Source organism: Parabacteroides chinchillae, from assembly GCF_900108035.1.
Taxonomy (GTDB): Bacteria; Bacteroidota; Bacteroidia; order Bacteroidales; family Tannerellaceae; genus Parabacteroides; species Parabacteroides chinchillae.
Window position 1 is genome coordinate 136,969 of the sequence record NZ_FNVS01000004.1, and the last position, 15,572, is coordinate 152,540.

13 protein-coding genes are annotated in these 15,572 nt (G+C 45.0%); 2 read left to right on the forward strand and 11 right to left on the reverse strand.

The annotated features are described in order from the left end of the window. Window positions 1-2: 2 nt before the first annotated feature. Together C4S38_RS04660 and C4S38_RS04665 are read left to right on the forward strand one after the other, a co-directional pair. The gene (locus C4S38_RS04660; RefSeq protein WP_103982743.1) at window positions 3-1,001 is read left to right on the forward strand and encodes a M28 family peptidase; all 999 of its coding nucleotides are present in this window, start codon (window positions 3-5) and stop codon (window positions 999-1,001) included. Window positions 1,002-1,014: 13 nt separating this feature from the next. After that, window positions 1,015-1,440 (forward strand): SufE family protein, encoded by a 426-nt coding sequence (locus C4S38_RS04665; RefSeq protein WP_099464449.1) that lies wholly within the window; start codon window positions 1,015-1,017, stop codon window positions 1,438-1,440. 1 nt (window position 1,441) lies between these two features. Here the strand turns inward: C4S38_RS04665 and C4S38_RS04670 are convergent, their stop codons facing one another. The 11 genes from C4S38_RS04670 to infB form a co-directional block, all read right to left on the reverse strand. Continuing rightward, window positions 1,442-2,041: a ribonuclease HII gene (locus C4S38_RS04670; protein ID WP_103982744.1), complete on the reverse strand. Its 600-nt coding sequence runs from the start codon at window positions 2,039-2,041 to the stop codon at window positions 1,442-1,444. A gap of 32 nt (window positions 2,042-2,073) precedes the next feature. Further along, entirely contained in the window at window positions 2,074-3,525 is a 1,452-nt protein-coding gene (locus C4S38_RS04675; RefSeq protein ID WP_103982745.1) for a PA14 domain-containing protein, read from the reverse strand. Window positions 3,526-3,560: 35 nt separating this feature from the next. Then, a complete protein-coding gene (locus C4S38_RS04680) occupies window positions 3,561-4,775 on the reverse strand; it encodes a cysteine desulfurase (RefSeq protein WP_103982746.1) in 1,215 nt (404 codons plus the stop codon). Window positions 4,776-4,999: 224 nt separating this feature from the next. Then, window positions 5,000-6,601 (reverse strand): YfcC family protein, encoded by a 1,602-nt coding sequence (locus tag C4S38_RS04685; RefSeq protein ID WP_103982747.1) that lies wholly within the window; start codon window positions 6,599-6,601, stop codon window positions 5,000-5,002. A 36-nt stretch (window positions 6,602-6,637) separates the two neighbouring features. After that, complete coding sequence (locus C4S38_RS04690) at window positions 6,638-8,059, reverse strand: arylsulfatase (RefSeq protein ID WP_103982748.1); 1,422 nt, start codon at window positions 8,057-8,059, stop codon at window positions 6,638-6,640. Then, window positions 8,056-8,439, reverse strand: coding sequence for a VOC family protein (locus C4S38_RS04695; RefSeq protein ID WP_099464455.1), 384 nt, complete (start codon window positions 8,437-8,439; stop codon window positions 8,056-8,058). The genes C4S38_RS04690 and C4S38_RS04695 overlap by 4 nt, the downstream gene beginning before the upstream one ends. 92 nt (window positions 8,440-8,531) lie before the next feature. Then, window positions 8,532-9,884, reverse strand: coding sequence for a Fe-S cluster assembly protein SufD (gene sufD / locus C4S38_RS04700; RefSeq protein ID WP_103982749.1), 1,353 nt, complete (start codon window positions 9,882-9,884; stop codon window positions 8,532-8,534). Beyond that, on the reverse strand, window positions 9,877-10,632 hold the full coding sequence (gene sufC / locus C4S38_RS04705; RefSeq protein WP_103982750.1) for a Fe-S cluster assembly ATPase SufC: 756 nt from the start codon (window positions 10,630-10,632) through the stop codon (window positions 9,877-9,879). The genes sufD and sufC overlap by 8 nt, the downstream gene beginning before the upstream one ends. A 15-nt stretch (window positions 10,633-10,647) precedes the next feature. Beyond that, entirely contained in the window at window positions 10,648-12,093 is a 1,446-nt protein-coding gene (sufB, locus tag C4S38_RS04710; protein WP_103982751.1) for a Fe-S cluster assembly protein SufB, read from the reverse strand. Between the two features lie 2 nt (window positions 12,094-12,095). Continuing rightward, window positions 12,096-12,611: a CvpA family protein gene (locus C4S38_RS04715; RefSeq protein WP_103982752.1), complete on the reverse strand. Its 516-nt coding sequence runs from the start codon at window positions 12,609-12,611 to the stop codon at window positions 12,096-12,098. Between the two features lie 2 nt (window positions 12,612-12,613). Continuing rightward, on the reverse strand, window positions 12,614-15,553 hold the full coding sequence (gene infB / locus C4S38_RS04720) for a translation initiation factor IF-2 (protein ID WP_103982753.1): 2,940 nt from the start codon (window positions 15,551-15,553) through the stop codon (window positions 12,614-12,616). Window positions 15,554-15,572: the final 19 nt, after the last annotated feature.

Sequence of the window (15,572 nt, forward strand, 5' to 3'; positions counted from 1 at the left end):
TTATGATAAAAGTGGTTTCTATTTTACTAAGTATCATATTGTTTTCATGCGGCCAGAAAGGAACCGGCGAAACAACGGCTCCGGTTGCCGAATTGAAGAAAGCCCCGACAACTATCACTCCTTCCTTCGATGCAGACAGTGCATACGCCTATGTTGAAAAGCAAGTGTCGTTCGGCTACCGTATTCCGAACACGTCGGCTCATAAAGCTTGTGGCAATTATCTGGTCTCCGAACTAAAACGCTTCGGGGCACAAGTATACGAACAGGAAGCAACACTGACGGCATACGACGGAACTCCATTGGAATCGCGTAACATAATCGGTTCCTTCAATCCCGATAAAGAGAAACGCATCCTGCTTTTCGCCCATTGGGACACACGTCCTTACTCGGATCACGATCCCAACCCTGCCAATTACCGGAAACCGCTGGATGGTGCCGACGATGGTGCAAGCGGAGTAGGTGCCCTGTTAGAAATAGCCCGCCAGATGGGAATAAGGACTCCCGACGTGGGAGTAGATATCATCTTCTTTGATGCGGAAGATTACGGAGTACCCGAATTTGCGAAAGAGAAATATGGAGACAGTAGCGATACCTGGTGCCTGGGCAGCCGTTTCTGGGGAAAAAACCCGCATAAACCGGGCTACAAGGCAGAGTTCGGCATCCTGCTCGACATGGTAGGAGCCAAAGATGCCGTATTCTATAAAGAATATATCTCCATGCGCCATGCAGCACGTTATGTGGACGAAGTATGGGAAGTTGCCCGTAAGTTGGGATATGGCAAGTATTTTATCAATGCAAACGGCGGAGGTGTAACAGACGACCATGAAGCTGTTATTGAAGAAACCGGTATTCCCTGCCTGGACATTATCAATTATGATCCGGAATCGGCCAAAGGCTTCAGCGACCATTGGCATACACAGAACGATAACATGGGCAATATAGACAAAAACGTACTGAAAGCCGTAGGCCAAACAGTACTTGAAGTAGTATATAACAGATAAAAGATAGAAGACAATGACAATAAACGAACTTCAGGACAACGTAATAGAGGAATTCTCCGCTTTTGATGACTGGATGGACAAGTATGCGTTGTTGATAGACCTGGGCAACTCCCTTCCTCCGCTGGAAGACAAGTACAAAACAGAATCGAACCTTATTGAAGGCTGCCAGAGCCGTGTTTGGCTGCAAGCCGATTATGTGGATGGAAAGCTCGTTTTCCAGGGCGAAAGCGATGCTGTTATCGTAAAAGGGATCGTTTCCCTCCTGATCAACATACTATCGGATCACACACCGCAGGAGATACTGGATGCCGATCTGTATTTTATTGAGAAAATAGGCCTGAAAGAACACCTATCGCCTACCCGCTCCAACGGCCTGGTTTCCATGGTGAAGCAGATGCGCATGTACGCACTGGCTTTCCGTACGAAAGAAATGGAATAAATCAGAACTGCAGTTCAAGTTGTTCGGGCAATAAGGTAAAGGTCTTACGATGGTAAGGGGTAATACCCAACCGGCGAATCGCTTCACGGTGTGCACGTGTAGGATAGCCTTTATTCTCTGTCCAGAGGTAACCCGGATATTCTTCAGCCAAGCCATTCATATAATCATCACGATATGTCTTAGCAAGAATAGAGGCGGCGGCAATCGAAAGATATTTGCCGTCGCCTTTTATAACTGTCGTATGCCGGATATCCGGATATGGATTGAAGCGGTTGCCGTCTATCAAAAGGTGTTCGGGTTTTACTTTTAACTGCCCTATGGCACGGTGCATCGCCAGAAAAGAGGCATTAAGTATATTGATACGGTCTATTTCTTCCGGCGAAACAATACCCACCGCCCAAGCCAATGCCTCCTGTTCGATAACAGGGCGCAAGGCATAACGCTTCTTTTCGCTAAGCTGTTTACTGTCGTTCATATCTTCATTCTGAAAATCGGGTGGCAAAATAACAGCAGCGGCAAATACCGCACCAGCCAGACAACCACGTCCTGCTTCATCACAGCCGGCCTCTATCCGGCCGGCTTCCATATAGGGTAATAACATACTAACCTGTCTCTTTTCTTTTTGTCCGTTATTTATTCGGGAAGATACAACATATCATCCGGCAACACAGATTCTTTTATCTTACGGCTGGAAACGCCTACTTCCAGCATCTCTCCCATATAATCTTCAAAATACAGAACACGCAATTCGTGGAAACCGGCTTTAAGGGCTACCATTCCCTTCCTCTGCCTGTCGTTGTGTCCGCCATCGTTATCCACTACCATATGTCCGTCAATAAACAATTTGGAACCGTCGTCGGAGAAGGTGTAGAAGCGGTAAACGCCATCTTCAGGGATATTGACCAACGTACGGAAATCATAAGCAAAATGATCTTTGGCAGGAGCTTCTTTGATAGAGAAATTTTTCATCGTTCCCTCTTTCAGCTTAGTGCCGGCGGCTATCTGATCGGTCTGTTTAAACTTACCTTCGTAATAAGTATAAGCAACGCCATGCTGTTTAGGTTTTACATTCTTAGCCGGAAGGTAGGTCATCGTTTCCTCGTCTTTTGAATTAAGGCCGGAAGGATAATAGTAAACATATTCGCGGCCGGCAGGGGTAGTGATCCATGTGTCGAATCCGCGCTGTCCTTCGCTTAACTCAATAACACGTCCGCCTCTTACCAGGTCGCCATAGGCATCGGCACCTGTTACGCGACCGTATGCCAAAGCTATATCAAAGTTCAAGCCGATAAAATCGTTGTCGTGGTCGTGTCCGGCAAAGACACCCATAACATCACCCATTTCGATAAAAGAAGCAAACATGCCCGTGTTAATGTCCGGCGAAGCAACGGCGCCTTCGTTCATAACACCCAGCTTCGTATCGGAACGGCCTACTTTATAATATTCGGGAAGCGGAATGTGGAAGAAAGCCAGGGCAGGGTAAGTTTTTCCCCCGTTAGCCTGCGTATATTTTGTACTTTGGTCACGGTACCAGGCAATCTGATCGAAATGAATCCAGTCATAATGGCCATACTCTTTCAGTGTAGGATAGTCGTTGGAGTCGATACAATATAGCAGTGCAGCTATTTTTTGTTTATTCTTCGAGCCATAAACAGGCAAGATATAATTTCCGCATCCGCGGATATTTTCCGGTCCTTTCGCACCAACGAAATAGGGCGACCGGAGCAGCATATCATATATTTCTCCTTTTGCCACAACTTCGGCGTCATGATTCCCCATAAGAACGGCATAAGGTATTTTAGCTCCGTCAAATATATTGATTATAGCTTTCCAACCTTCAACACCCGGAGCCGATGTTACTACATCACCCGTAAGGATTGCCACATCCGGTTGTTCCGCCTTTATCACGGACTGGATAGTTTCTGCCGTTTTTGCAGAATTGGGAGATTTATTGTCCCAGTGTATATCCGTAAACTGAACGATTTTAAACTTACCGTTCTTAAAAGACAACTGCCCGTTATAGGCCGACAGGGACAGCGGAAGACAAAGCAGGCAGACAACTGCCAGTAATAAGATTTTTTTCATGGCATTTAATTTTATACATTATAGTAAAAAATACATCAGAACATTTTCCGTACCCGCTCTACTCCGGCAACAAAAGCATCGATTTCTTCCTTTGTGTTATAAAAGGAAAATGAAGCACGAACCGTACCTTCGATACCTAACACCTGCATAAGAGGCTGCGCACAATGATGGCCGGTGCGGACGGCGATCCCCAGGCGATCCAGCAACATTCCCATATCGTAATGGTGGATATTACCTACAAGGAAAGAAATAACAGCCCCTTTATCGACCGCTTGTCCAAAGATGCGCATGCCTTCGATCGCATTCAGTTTGTCAGTTGCATAAGTCAGCAGTTCATGCTCGTAAGCAGCAATATTGTCCATCCCCAGGCGGGTAACATAATGCAGAGCTTCGGCCAGGGCTGTGCTACCGATATAGTCGGGTGTTCCGGCTTCAAACTTAAACGGAAGTTCATTAAACGTTGTTTTCTCAAAAGAAACGGTAGCGATCATCTCTCCCCCACCCTGATAAGGAGGTAGTTTTTCGAGCCATTCTTCTTTACCGTACAGGACGCCTATTCCGGTAGGCCCATACACCTTATGTCCGGAAAAGACATAAAATTCGGCATCCAACGCCTGTACATCCACAGCCATGTGCGGAACGGACTGTGCACCATCCACTAAAACAGGAACACCGTTGCGATGAGCCTCTTCTATCATTTCGGCTACCGGATTTATCGTACCCAGCACATTCGAAACATGAGTTACCGACACGAGGCGGGTACGGTCGGAAAAAAGCTTACGATACTCATCCAGCTTCAATTCTCCTTTCTCGTTCATCGGAATCACTTTCAACGTGATGCCTTTCTTTGCAGCTTGTATCTGCCAGGGCACAATGTTGGAATGATGCTCCATGACAGAGACGATCACCTCATCGTTGGCCGACATACATTCGTCTGTAAAGCTTGAAGCAACCAGATTGATGGCTTCTGTTGTGCCGCGGGTGAAGATTATTTCGTTGGAAGAACGAGCATTCAGGAAATGTTGTACCGTGCGACGGGCGTCTTCGTGTGCTTCCGTAGCTGCCTGGCTCAGAAAGTGAACTCCACGGTGGATATTGGCATTTACGTTATAGTAACCGTTTTCAATCTTCTCTACAACACAACGCGGTTTTTGTGTAGTTGCCGCATTATCGAAGTAAATAAGGGGTTTATCATACACCGGATGCCTCAGGATTGGAAAATCGGACCGGATTGCATTAATGTCTAACATAACAATTTTTTATTTAATCGTATAACACGTACCAAAGATACGATGTTTATTTTAACAACGATAATTTATTTATTCATACCTAGGCAACCACATCAAAATTAACTACTATAAAGGCCATTTTATATTCCACATTACCACCTTCCGTTGATCCCAGCATTCGATCTTATTTGAATAGGCAACTATTTTCCGAAAGGTAAGCAACCAAATACTTTTTTACTAACACATCAGAAGCCGTCCAGCGGAACCAACACCGTAGGGATAAGCAACAACATACCCATGACAATAAAAAGTAACAGAATGCGGAAGAACCACTTCACCCACACTTCATAAGGAATGCGTGCCATCCCCAGTGCCCCCATCAGCACGCCAGAGGTGGGTGTAATCATATTCGTGAAGCCGTCGCCAAACTGGAAGGCCAGTACGGTTGCCTGGCGCGATATGCCAATCACGTCGGAGAAGGGTGCCATAATAGGCATCGTGAGTGCTGCCTTGGCTGAACCGGAAGGGATGATAATATTGATAGCCGTCTGGATCAGGTACATCACGCCCAGCGAAGTAATACGCCCCGCTTCTCCCATCAAGGCTGCAAGGCCATGCAGAATAGGGTCAATAATCCGCCCCTCCTGCAAAATCTGGATAATACCACCGGCAAGACCGACCACCAAAGCGGCCGACAACATATCTTTGGCTCCCGTAAGGAACTGGCCAATCAACGTATCTGCATTCTCATTATTGGCAAAACCGGAAAGAACCCCCATCGCCAGAAAGATGGCGGATATTTCCACCAGATACCATCCATACCCCATCACGCCGGTTACCAGAAACACAATGGTAAATCCCAGCAGATTCAAGATAAAAAGCTGGTTGCTTTTGCGCAAAGCTACAAAGCCGGAAAAGGCAAACAGAGCGGAAAACACAGGTATCGCCGGAAAAGAGAGGCTTCCCTCTCCCACAGTAAACGTTGTCTGCGGGTAGTTTACGGAAAAGGCTATCAAGGCAATCATGATAAGGGCATATACAATCCAGGCAGAACGTGTGGTGGGTACCTCCAACGTCTCCCCGGATGCCTCTTCCCCCCGTTCACGCCAATAGGCATCGGCTCCATACATAAGGGAACGCTCCGGATGTTTGTATATCCGGTGGGCATACCGAAGAACAACCACAATCAATATAGTTGTCAATATAACCCAGCAAAACAGACGGTAGCCGAAGCCCGAGAACAACGGCAAATCCGACAAACCCTGTGCAATACCGATAGTAAACGGGTTAAGCACAGCCCCCGAAAAGCCCACATGTGCGGCCACATACACCATACAGAGTCCCGTTATGGAATCATATCCCATCGAAATGGCAAGTGGCACAATAATAATGACAAAAGCCAGCGTCTCTTCGCTCATGCCAAAGATCGCCCCGAAAGCGCTGAACAAAATGATAATGAAAGCTACCACCACATTATTCACCCCCAGCCGACGGAACAGGCCGAAACGTTCAATCCGCCGCGAGTTGCGGAGAAAGGAGAGAATACCGGCATCTATCGCCCGGCTGCTGTTCATAATCTGGAATGCCCCACCTATAATTAACAGGAAGGCGATAATACCCGATTGCTTCTCAAATCCCTCCATCAATGCACCGAACACCTGCCAACTCTGTGGGGAGGCTTCGACAGGATGGAAAGAATGATCAACGATCACCGTACGTTCGGAACCGTTCACCTCCACCGTCTCCCGGGCATATTCTCCGGCAGGAATCACCCACGACAAGGCGGCGCAAATTAGTATGACTACGGAAATAATAGTATAGGTATGGGGAATTTTATTCAGTTGCATGTATATTATATCTGTTATCGTTCGTATCGCGTTTATTTACTTGTCTCCTTCCCTGCCGAAATTAAAGTAAGGAGATTCCGTACGGGCACCGTCCATCAGGGCGGCAAGTTCTTCTACTTTGTCCGGAAACTGTGAGGCAAGATTATGGTCTTCATGAATATCTTTGCTTAAGTCATAAAGTTCCAGGATTGTTTCACCTACAACCGGCTGGCGTATCAGTTTCCAGTTGCCGGCACGAAGGGCTTCGCGCCCGTTAAGTTCATGAAACTCCCAATATAGGTAATCGTGCTGTTTCTGTTCTCCCTTTCCAAACAAGGTGGGCAAAAAAGAGATTCCATCGCCCGGCTGGAGAAGGGTTGTACCGACCAGCTCCGCCAGAGTAGGCATCACATCCCAGAATGCACAAACCTGATCTGTTTTCTTACCCGATTTGATCTTTCCGGGACACCAGGCCACCATAGGCACACGGATGCCGCCTTCGTATATATCACGCTTAATTCCTCTTAAAGGGCCATAACTACGGAAGAAGTCCGGGTCGGCACCTCCTTCATGATGAGGGCCGTTATCGCTGGTAAAGATCACCAGCGTATTTTTATCGAGTCCCTGCGCTTTCAGTTCAGCCAATACCTCGCCCACATACATATCGAGCCGTGACACCATAGCGGCAAAAGAGGCTTTGGGTTGTTCCGAAGTATTATAACCTCCCATCACTTTATCAAACTTGCCGATATAAGGTGTTTCATCGAATTTATTTTCATACATCCTGTAAATGGAATCATGCGGCAAGTTGAGTTCGGCATGTGGCAAAGTGTAAGTAAGCATGGCAAAGAAAGGCCTGTCCCTATTGTCGCGGATAAACCGGAGGGCCTGCTGGTGAATAAGGTCTTGCGAATAGGTTACACATGCATTGTCATTATTCTCCGGCAAAAGCACCTTATCTTCATTATGCCACAAATGATCCGGATAAAAAGTATGAGACTGGCGCTGGCAGTTATAACCGTAGAACTCGTCGAATCCCATCTTATTCGGCACAGAAACAGAGCCGGGATTACCCAATCCCCATTTACCGAAAATACCGGTTACATACCCAGCCGATTTCATCATCGTTCCCAGTGTATAAGTATCGGCCTCCATTGGCTGCTGTCCTTCCGGTTTAATCTCTCGGTTACCGCGCACCTGCGAATGTCCGGTATGCAATCCTGTCATTAGTGAACAACGCGAAGGTGCGCTCACGGTACAACCAGCATAGTGTTGGGTAAACAAAAGACCTTCCTTCGCCATCCGGTTAATATTAGGCGTTTTAATAATTCGCTGGCCATAACAGCCCACATCGCCATACCCTAAATCATCGGCCAGAATATAGATTACATTCAGGGGAACTTCGGGTTTTCCTTTACAACCGACCAGTCCTGCCAACAGGGCGGAACTGATTATACATGCTTTTGCCTGTGTTTTCATCTCGTTACAATTTCAACACGGTTTCCATCCGGATCCAATATCACACCTTCATAATATCCGTCTCCGCTCACGCGGGTTTCGCCGGCAATAACACAACCATCCTCCCTGAACCGTTCCATCATACAGTCTACCTGATCGCGCGTATCTGCATGGAAAGCCAAGTGAGCCAAACCGATATGTTCGGGCAGATAAAATTCCGTAATATCATTCCGCTGCATAATCTCCAAGGAGGGTCCACTCTCGAAAGAGACAAAATAGGAGGAAAAACCTTTCTTGGGATTCACATATTTTTCATTGCTTTTCCCGTCAAAATACTGTACATAGAAATCGCGGAGGCGTTCCGGATCATTTGTCCAGAGAGCAATGTGAGTGAGTTGCATAATAATCAGATTTTAATGATTCACAAAAGTAAACAAAAAACCCGGATAACATATAACGACTGTTATCCGGGTTTTCGGTATTGTTTATCTTATTATTTGCAAATACGGCAACTGGCACATTTGGTAAGTTCCCCTCTGAAACGTTTCTCTACCAACTTATGCAAACGGTCTTTCAATACATCCAGGCGTACGTGGTCTATCACGTCTGCCGTGAAAGCAACGCTCAACAGCATACGTGCTTCATCACGTGGAATACCGCGGCTTTGCATATAAAAGAGAGCATTCTCATCCAATTGTCCTGTCGTCATACCGTGCGAGCACTTTACATCGTCAGCATAGATTTCCAACTGGGGTTTACTGTACATACGCGCTTCGCGGGTGGCACACAGATTCCGGTTGGTTTGGTAAGCTTCCGTCTTCTGGGCACCCTCTTTTACAAAAATACGTCCGCTGAAAGCACCTACGGCACGATCGTTCAACACATTCTTGAATAGTTCGTTGCTGGTGCAATGAGAAACGGCATGCGTTATGTGGCTATAGGTATCCACTTGTTGCTGCTTATCCAAGATAGACATACCGCACAAGTTAGTCTCGGCATTCTCTCCGTTCAATTCGATATAGTAATTATTACGGGTAAGGCCGTTATTCAAAGTAATGCCGTTTACCAGCACATTTGAGGAGGCCTCCTGTTTTACATGAAGTGAAGAGAAGCGAGTAGTAGACTCACTACTTTCTTCCAGATCGTAATAATCAAAATAAGCACCTTCGCCTGCGAATATCTCAATCACCTGGGTAGACAGGAATTTGACATCATCAATACTATGATCACAAACCAGCAACTTTGCCTCGGAATGAGGTTCCATAATCACCAGAATACGGCGATTGGCCATCGTGTCCACGTCGCTGCGAAATATATTAACCAACTGGATAGGGCGTTCTACCACCACATTCTTTGGTATATACAAAACAAAACCGTCCTGAGCCAGCATCGTGTTCAAAGCTATAATGCCATCTTTACTGCTCGAGGCAGCCTTACCATAGTAACGGGCTGCTATTTCCGGATGTTGTTCGGTAAAAGTTTTCAATCCTCCGACATAGACCCCTTCCGGCAAATTTGCTTTGGGCAATTCTTTATCATAAAAAGAATCATTTACAACAAAATAAAGGGAGGTACTCATATTCGGTACATCACAGCGAAATACATCATACGGGTTTACAGGAATATCCAAACGGTTGATATTGATCCCGTAATCCGGAGTAAATGCCAGAGCTACATCCGTATATTTATAATCTTCGCCCTTTACAGAAGGAAAGCCCAGCCTTTCAAAATCAGCTAATGCCTGTGCACGCGGAGCATTCATCACCTCCGAGGCATGACGGCATACAAGGTCTTCACATTGTGCAAAAAGCTCGATATACTGCTGTTCTGCTTTCATATTATTCATCCCCCATCTCTTTCTTGATCCAGTCGTAACCCTTTTCTTCAAGTTCGAGAGCCAGTTCGGGACCGGCTGTCTTCACAATACGCCCTTTGTAAAGAACGTGTACCACATCCGGCTTAATATAATCCAGCAAACGCTGATAGTGAGTAATTACAATTGCTGCATTTTCAGGAGTTCTCAGCTTGTTTACTCCATTAGCCACAATACGCAGGGCATCAATATCCAAACCGGAATCGGTTTCATCCAGAATTGCCAGTTTAGGTTCGAGCATTGCCATCTGGAATATTTCATTACGTTTCTTTTCACCACCAGAGAAACCTTCATTCACACTACGGTTTGCCAGCTTATTATCCAGTTCGACAATTGCACGCTTTTCACGCATCAACTTCAGGAAATCGGTAGCCGATACAGGAGGTTGGCCATTATACTTACGATGTTCGTTCAAAGCAGCACGCATAAAGTTCACCATACTTACACCCGGGATTTCCACCGGGTATTGAAAGCTCAGGAAGATACCTTCCCTACTGCGGTCTTCGGGCGAAAGCTCCAACAAATCCTTGCCATTGAAAGTGACTTCCCCTTCGGTCACTTCAAAAGCAGGATTCCCCACCAATACACTGCTTAACGTACTTTTGCCGGAACCGTTCGGTCCCATGATTGCATGTATTTCACCGGCCTTAACCGACAAGTTTATACCTTTCAATATCTCTTTGCCATTTACATTGGCATGTAAGTTCTTTATCTCTAACATACATTTATATTTTTATCATCCTACACTACCTTCCAACGATATAGTCAACAATTTCTGTGCTTCGACAGCAAATTCCATCGGAAGTTTGTTCATAACCTCACGGGCATACCCGTTTACAATCAACCCAACTGCCTCTTCAACCGAAATACCGCGTTGCTGACAATAGAACAACTGCTCTTCACTAATCTTGCTGGTAGTTGCTTCATGCTCTACCACAGCTGTCTCATTCTGAATATCGGCATACGGAAAAGTATGGGCACCACAAGTAGAACTCAGCAATAAACTGTCACACTGGCTATGGTTGCGTGCACCCTCCGCACGGGGTGAAACCTTAACCAACCCGCGATAGCTGTTCTGACTATGACCGGCAGAAATACCTTTAGAAACAATCGTACTACGTGTATTCTTTCCCAAATGGATCATCTTCGTACCTGTATCGGCCTGCTGATAATTATTTGTGACAGCCACTGAATAAAATTCGCCAACCGAATTATTTCCTGCTAAAATACAACTTGGATATTTCCAGGTAATAGCAGATCCGGTTTCTACCTGTGTCCAGGATATTTTACTACCCTCACCCTTACATAAACCACGTTTGGTAACGAAATTATAGATACCGCCTTTTCCTTCTTTATCGCCTGGATACCAGTTCTGTACCGTAGAATATTTCACCTCTGCATGTTCTTTTGCTACAATTTCTACAATTGCCGCATGCAACTGATTCTCGTCACGCATCGGAGCCGTACATCCTTCCAGATAACTTACATAAGCCTCATCATCGGCAACAATCAATGTACGTTCAAACTGTCCGGTATTGGCTGCATTGATACGGAAATAAGTACTTAGTTCCATCGGACAACGGACACCTTTCGGTATATATACAAACGAACCGTCCGAGAAAACGGCAGAGTTCAAAGCTGCAAAGAAATTATCACGATAACCAACCACACTTCCCAAATATTCCTGTACCAGGTCGGGATGATGTTGAACAGCTTCGCTAAAAGAACAGAATATAACCCCCTTCTCCGCCAAGTTTTCTTTAAAGGTAGTTTTAACAGATACACTGTCCATGACGGCATCTACAGCCATGCCGCTTAAATGCTTCTGTTCTTCCAACGGAATACCTAATTTATCGAATGTTTTCAACAATTCCGGATCAACCTCATCCAGGCTCTTCGGGCCTTCTTTCTTTTTTGGAGCTGCATAATAAATAATGTCCTGGTAATTTATTGCCGGAATCGTAAGGTGAGGCCATTTAGGCATTTCCAGTGTAAGCCAGTGGTGGTATGCCTTCAGGCGGAACTCGAGCAACCACTCGGGTTCATTCTTTTTAGCAGAAATAATACGTACCGTCTCTTCATCCAGCCCCCGGTGAATCGTTTCCGTATCAATCTCGGTAACAAAACCGTATTTATAGTCGCCACTTGTTACCTCATTAATTATATCATTTGATTCTTGCATATTTATATATTTGATTTTATACCATTTACTCCTTCTTTAAAAAACAAATTATCAAAGTAAATGGTTGGAATAATCTTTATCACGGTATGATAAAACCGGGATTCTACCTTTGCCTGTCTCGGTATAAGGACCGAACCTTTGTCTACCTCTTCCAGACCGTTCAGTATTAAACTTACAAATCCCATCATAAAACATAGCCCCAACACTCCACCGGCCAGATGGTTCAATACCCCCAACGGAGTAACGCCTACTATACGGCTTACTACTTCCCCGGCCAATAACACAACTCCTACAATCAACAAGAATCCTGCCACATAGCTGAGAATTGTTACACCTTCCGCCGGAAACCAATCCAAAGCAATGATATATCCTTTTAGCCAAGAAGCTACCCGGGTACAAAAAAAGATTGCAACAAAAAGGGCTATAAGCGAAACAACCTGTTTGATGACTCCATCAAACAGGCCCTTTACAAATCCTATTCCTGCCAGACATAGTAATGTAATGTCCAACCAGTTCATAGCTATAACGTCTTTTTTACTTCTGTTTCTTCGTATGACTCGATGATGTCACCCACCTGAATGTCGTTGAAATTAGTAATATTCAAACCACAATCCAAGCCGGAAACCACCTCTTTCACATCATCTTTGAAACGTTTCAAAGATCCCAGTTCTCCGGAATAGATTACGATACCGTCACGAATCAAACGAATCTTATTCGTGCGCTTGATCTTACCTTCCCGAACCATACATCCAGCAACCGTACCAACCTTGGTAATCTTGAATACCTGCTGAACTTCCACGTTGGCCGTAATCTCTTCCTTAATTTCAGGAGAAAGCATACCTTCCATTGCACTCTTCACTTCTTCTATTGCATCGTAGATAATTGAGTACAGACGGATTTCAACGCCATCTTTTTCCGCATTACGGCGAGCCTGTACAGACGGACGCACCTGGAACCCGATAATAATAGCATTTGACGCAGCAGCAAGTACTACATCCGATTCGGATATCTGACCAACAGCCTTATGAATTACATTCACCTGGATTTCTTCGGTTGACAAACGTATCAGTGAATCTGACAAAGCTTCTACAGAACCATCCACGTCACCTTTAACAATCACATTCAGTTCCTGGAAGTTTCCAACAGCTATACGGCGGCCTATATCATCCAGTGTCAGCATCTTCTGAGTACGAATACCTAATTCACGCTGCAACTGTTCACGACGCGTTGCGATCTCACGTGCTTCCTGTTCCGTTTCCAATACATTAAATGTATCACCGGCCTGAGGCGCACCGTTCAAACCTAAAATCATAACCGGTTCTGACGGACCTGCTTTTTCAACGCGCTGGTTACGCTCGTTAAACATCGCTTTGATACGTCCGTGATGGGTACCGGCCAATACAATGTCACCCATCTTTAATGTACCGTTTTCTACCAACACTGTCGATACATAACCACGTCCTTTATCCAGCGATGATTCAATAATTGAACCGACAGCACGCTTCTTCGGATTGGCTTTCAAATCTAACAAGTCGGCTTCCAACAATACCTTTTCAAGCAATTCTTCGATACCAACACCTTTTTTGGCTGAGATCTCCTGGCTCTGGTATTTACCACCCCAGTCTTCCACCAGATAATTCATATTTGCCAGCTCTTCCTTGATTTTCTCAGGATTTGCATGTGGCTTATCGATCTTATTAATTGCAAATACGATAGGAACACCTGCAGCCGATGCGTGGTTAATCGCTTCAATAGTCTGTGGCATCACGTTATCATCGGCAGCAACAATAATAATTGCAATATCCGTCACCTTCGCACCACGGGCACGCATGGCAGTAAATGCCTCGTGACCCGGAGTATCCAGGAATGTAATACGTCGGCCACTTGCCAACTTCACATTATAAGCACCGATATGCTGCGTGATACCTCCGGCTTCACCGGCAATCACATTCGCGCTACGGATATTATCCAGCAAAGATGTTTTACCGTGGTCTACGTGTCCCATCACTGTTACGATAGGCGGACGCGAAACCCAGTCATCTTCATTATCTTCATCTGCGTCTGCCTTAATGGCTTCTACTACTTCAGCACTCACATATTCAGTTTTGAAACCAAATTCTTCTGCTACGATATTGATTGTTTCGGCATCCAAACGCTGGTTTATAGAAACCATCATGCCGATACTCATACAAGTACCGATAACTTGTGTCACCGGAACATCCATCATATTAGCCAAATCATTAGCCGTAACGAACTCTGTAAGTTTCAATATTTTGCTTTCACGTTCTTCCTGTTCCTGCAATTCGTGTTCACGTTTTTGAACAGCATCACGTTTATCACGGCGATATTTAGCACCCTTATTGTTCTTATTACCCTTATTCGTCAGACGTGCCAACGTTTCTTTAATTTGTTTCTGAACATCCTCTTCGCTAACTTCGACCTTTACAGGTTTCTTCAGACGAGGCTTACGTTCATCACGCTGAGCACGGGTAAAGTTTGTCCCCGGAGTGTTGTTTACATCCACCCGATCTTTTTTGATGCGTTTACGTTTTTTCTTCGCATCATTTTCCTCACCGGCTTTCACCGGCGTACCTGGCTTAGGAGCGGCATTTGCATCCTTTGGACCTTTAAACGGGCCATTCGGATTATTCGGTTTATTTCCGGCAAATTTTTGCTTCTCATCCCGCTCTTTTCTCTTTTCCTCTTTCGTCTTCTTTTTAGGACGGGTTGATTGATTCAGAGCATTCAGGTCTATCTTTCCGGTAACTTTAATTTTCGATTCAAACTTCGGAGTATTGAGTCGGAAAACAGCCTCGTCAGAGTCATCACTAGAGGCAGTAGTGTCGTCTTTTATTTCGACTTCTTTACCAGAGTTTACTTTTTCAGCACCAACTACAACCTCGGGCTGCTTCTTTTCGGCTTTTTCTTCTTTCACAACTATAACTTTTTCTTCTTTTTTCTCCTCAGCTTTAAATTCCTGTACAACAGCTGGTTTTTCTACCGGCTTCTTTTCCACAACAGGAACAGGTTTAGCAACCGGAACATCCTGTAAAGGCTTTGTATGCTCTTTTACAGCAACCGGTTCTTCTTTTTTCACTACAGGTTCTTCTTTTACCGTAGGCTTTTCCTGTGTTTTTTTATGGGAGTTATCCAGATCTATCCGTCCTTTAGTCACAAACTTAGGTTTCAAATCTTCCGGAATTTCCGTTTTAATTTCTGAAGGCCTCTCTTCTTTCACAGAAGGAGTCTCTTTTTGGACGCGTTCTGCCGCAAAACGATTATAATAATCTTTCTCCGGCATATCTTTTCCAAACTCTTTTACGAGCAAAGCATACTGTTCATCACTGATTCTCGTATTGGGATTATCCTCAACCGAGAACCCTTTTCGGTGCAGGAATTCAACAACCGTGTTGATTCCCACGTTTAATTTTCTCTGTACTTGAATTAATTTTATAGGCATATCTAACTTTGTCGTAATA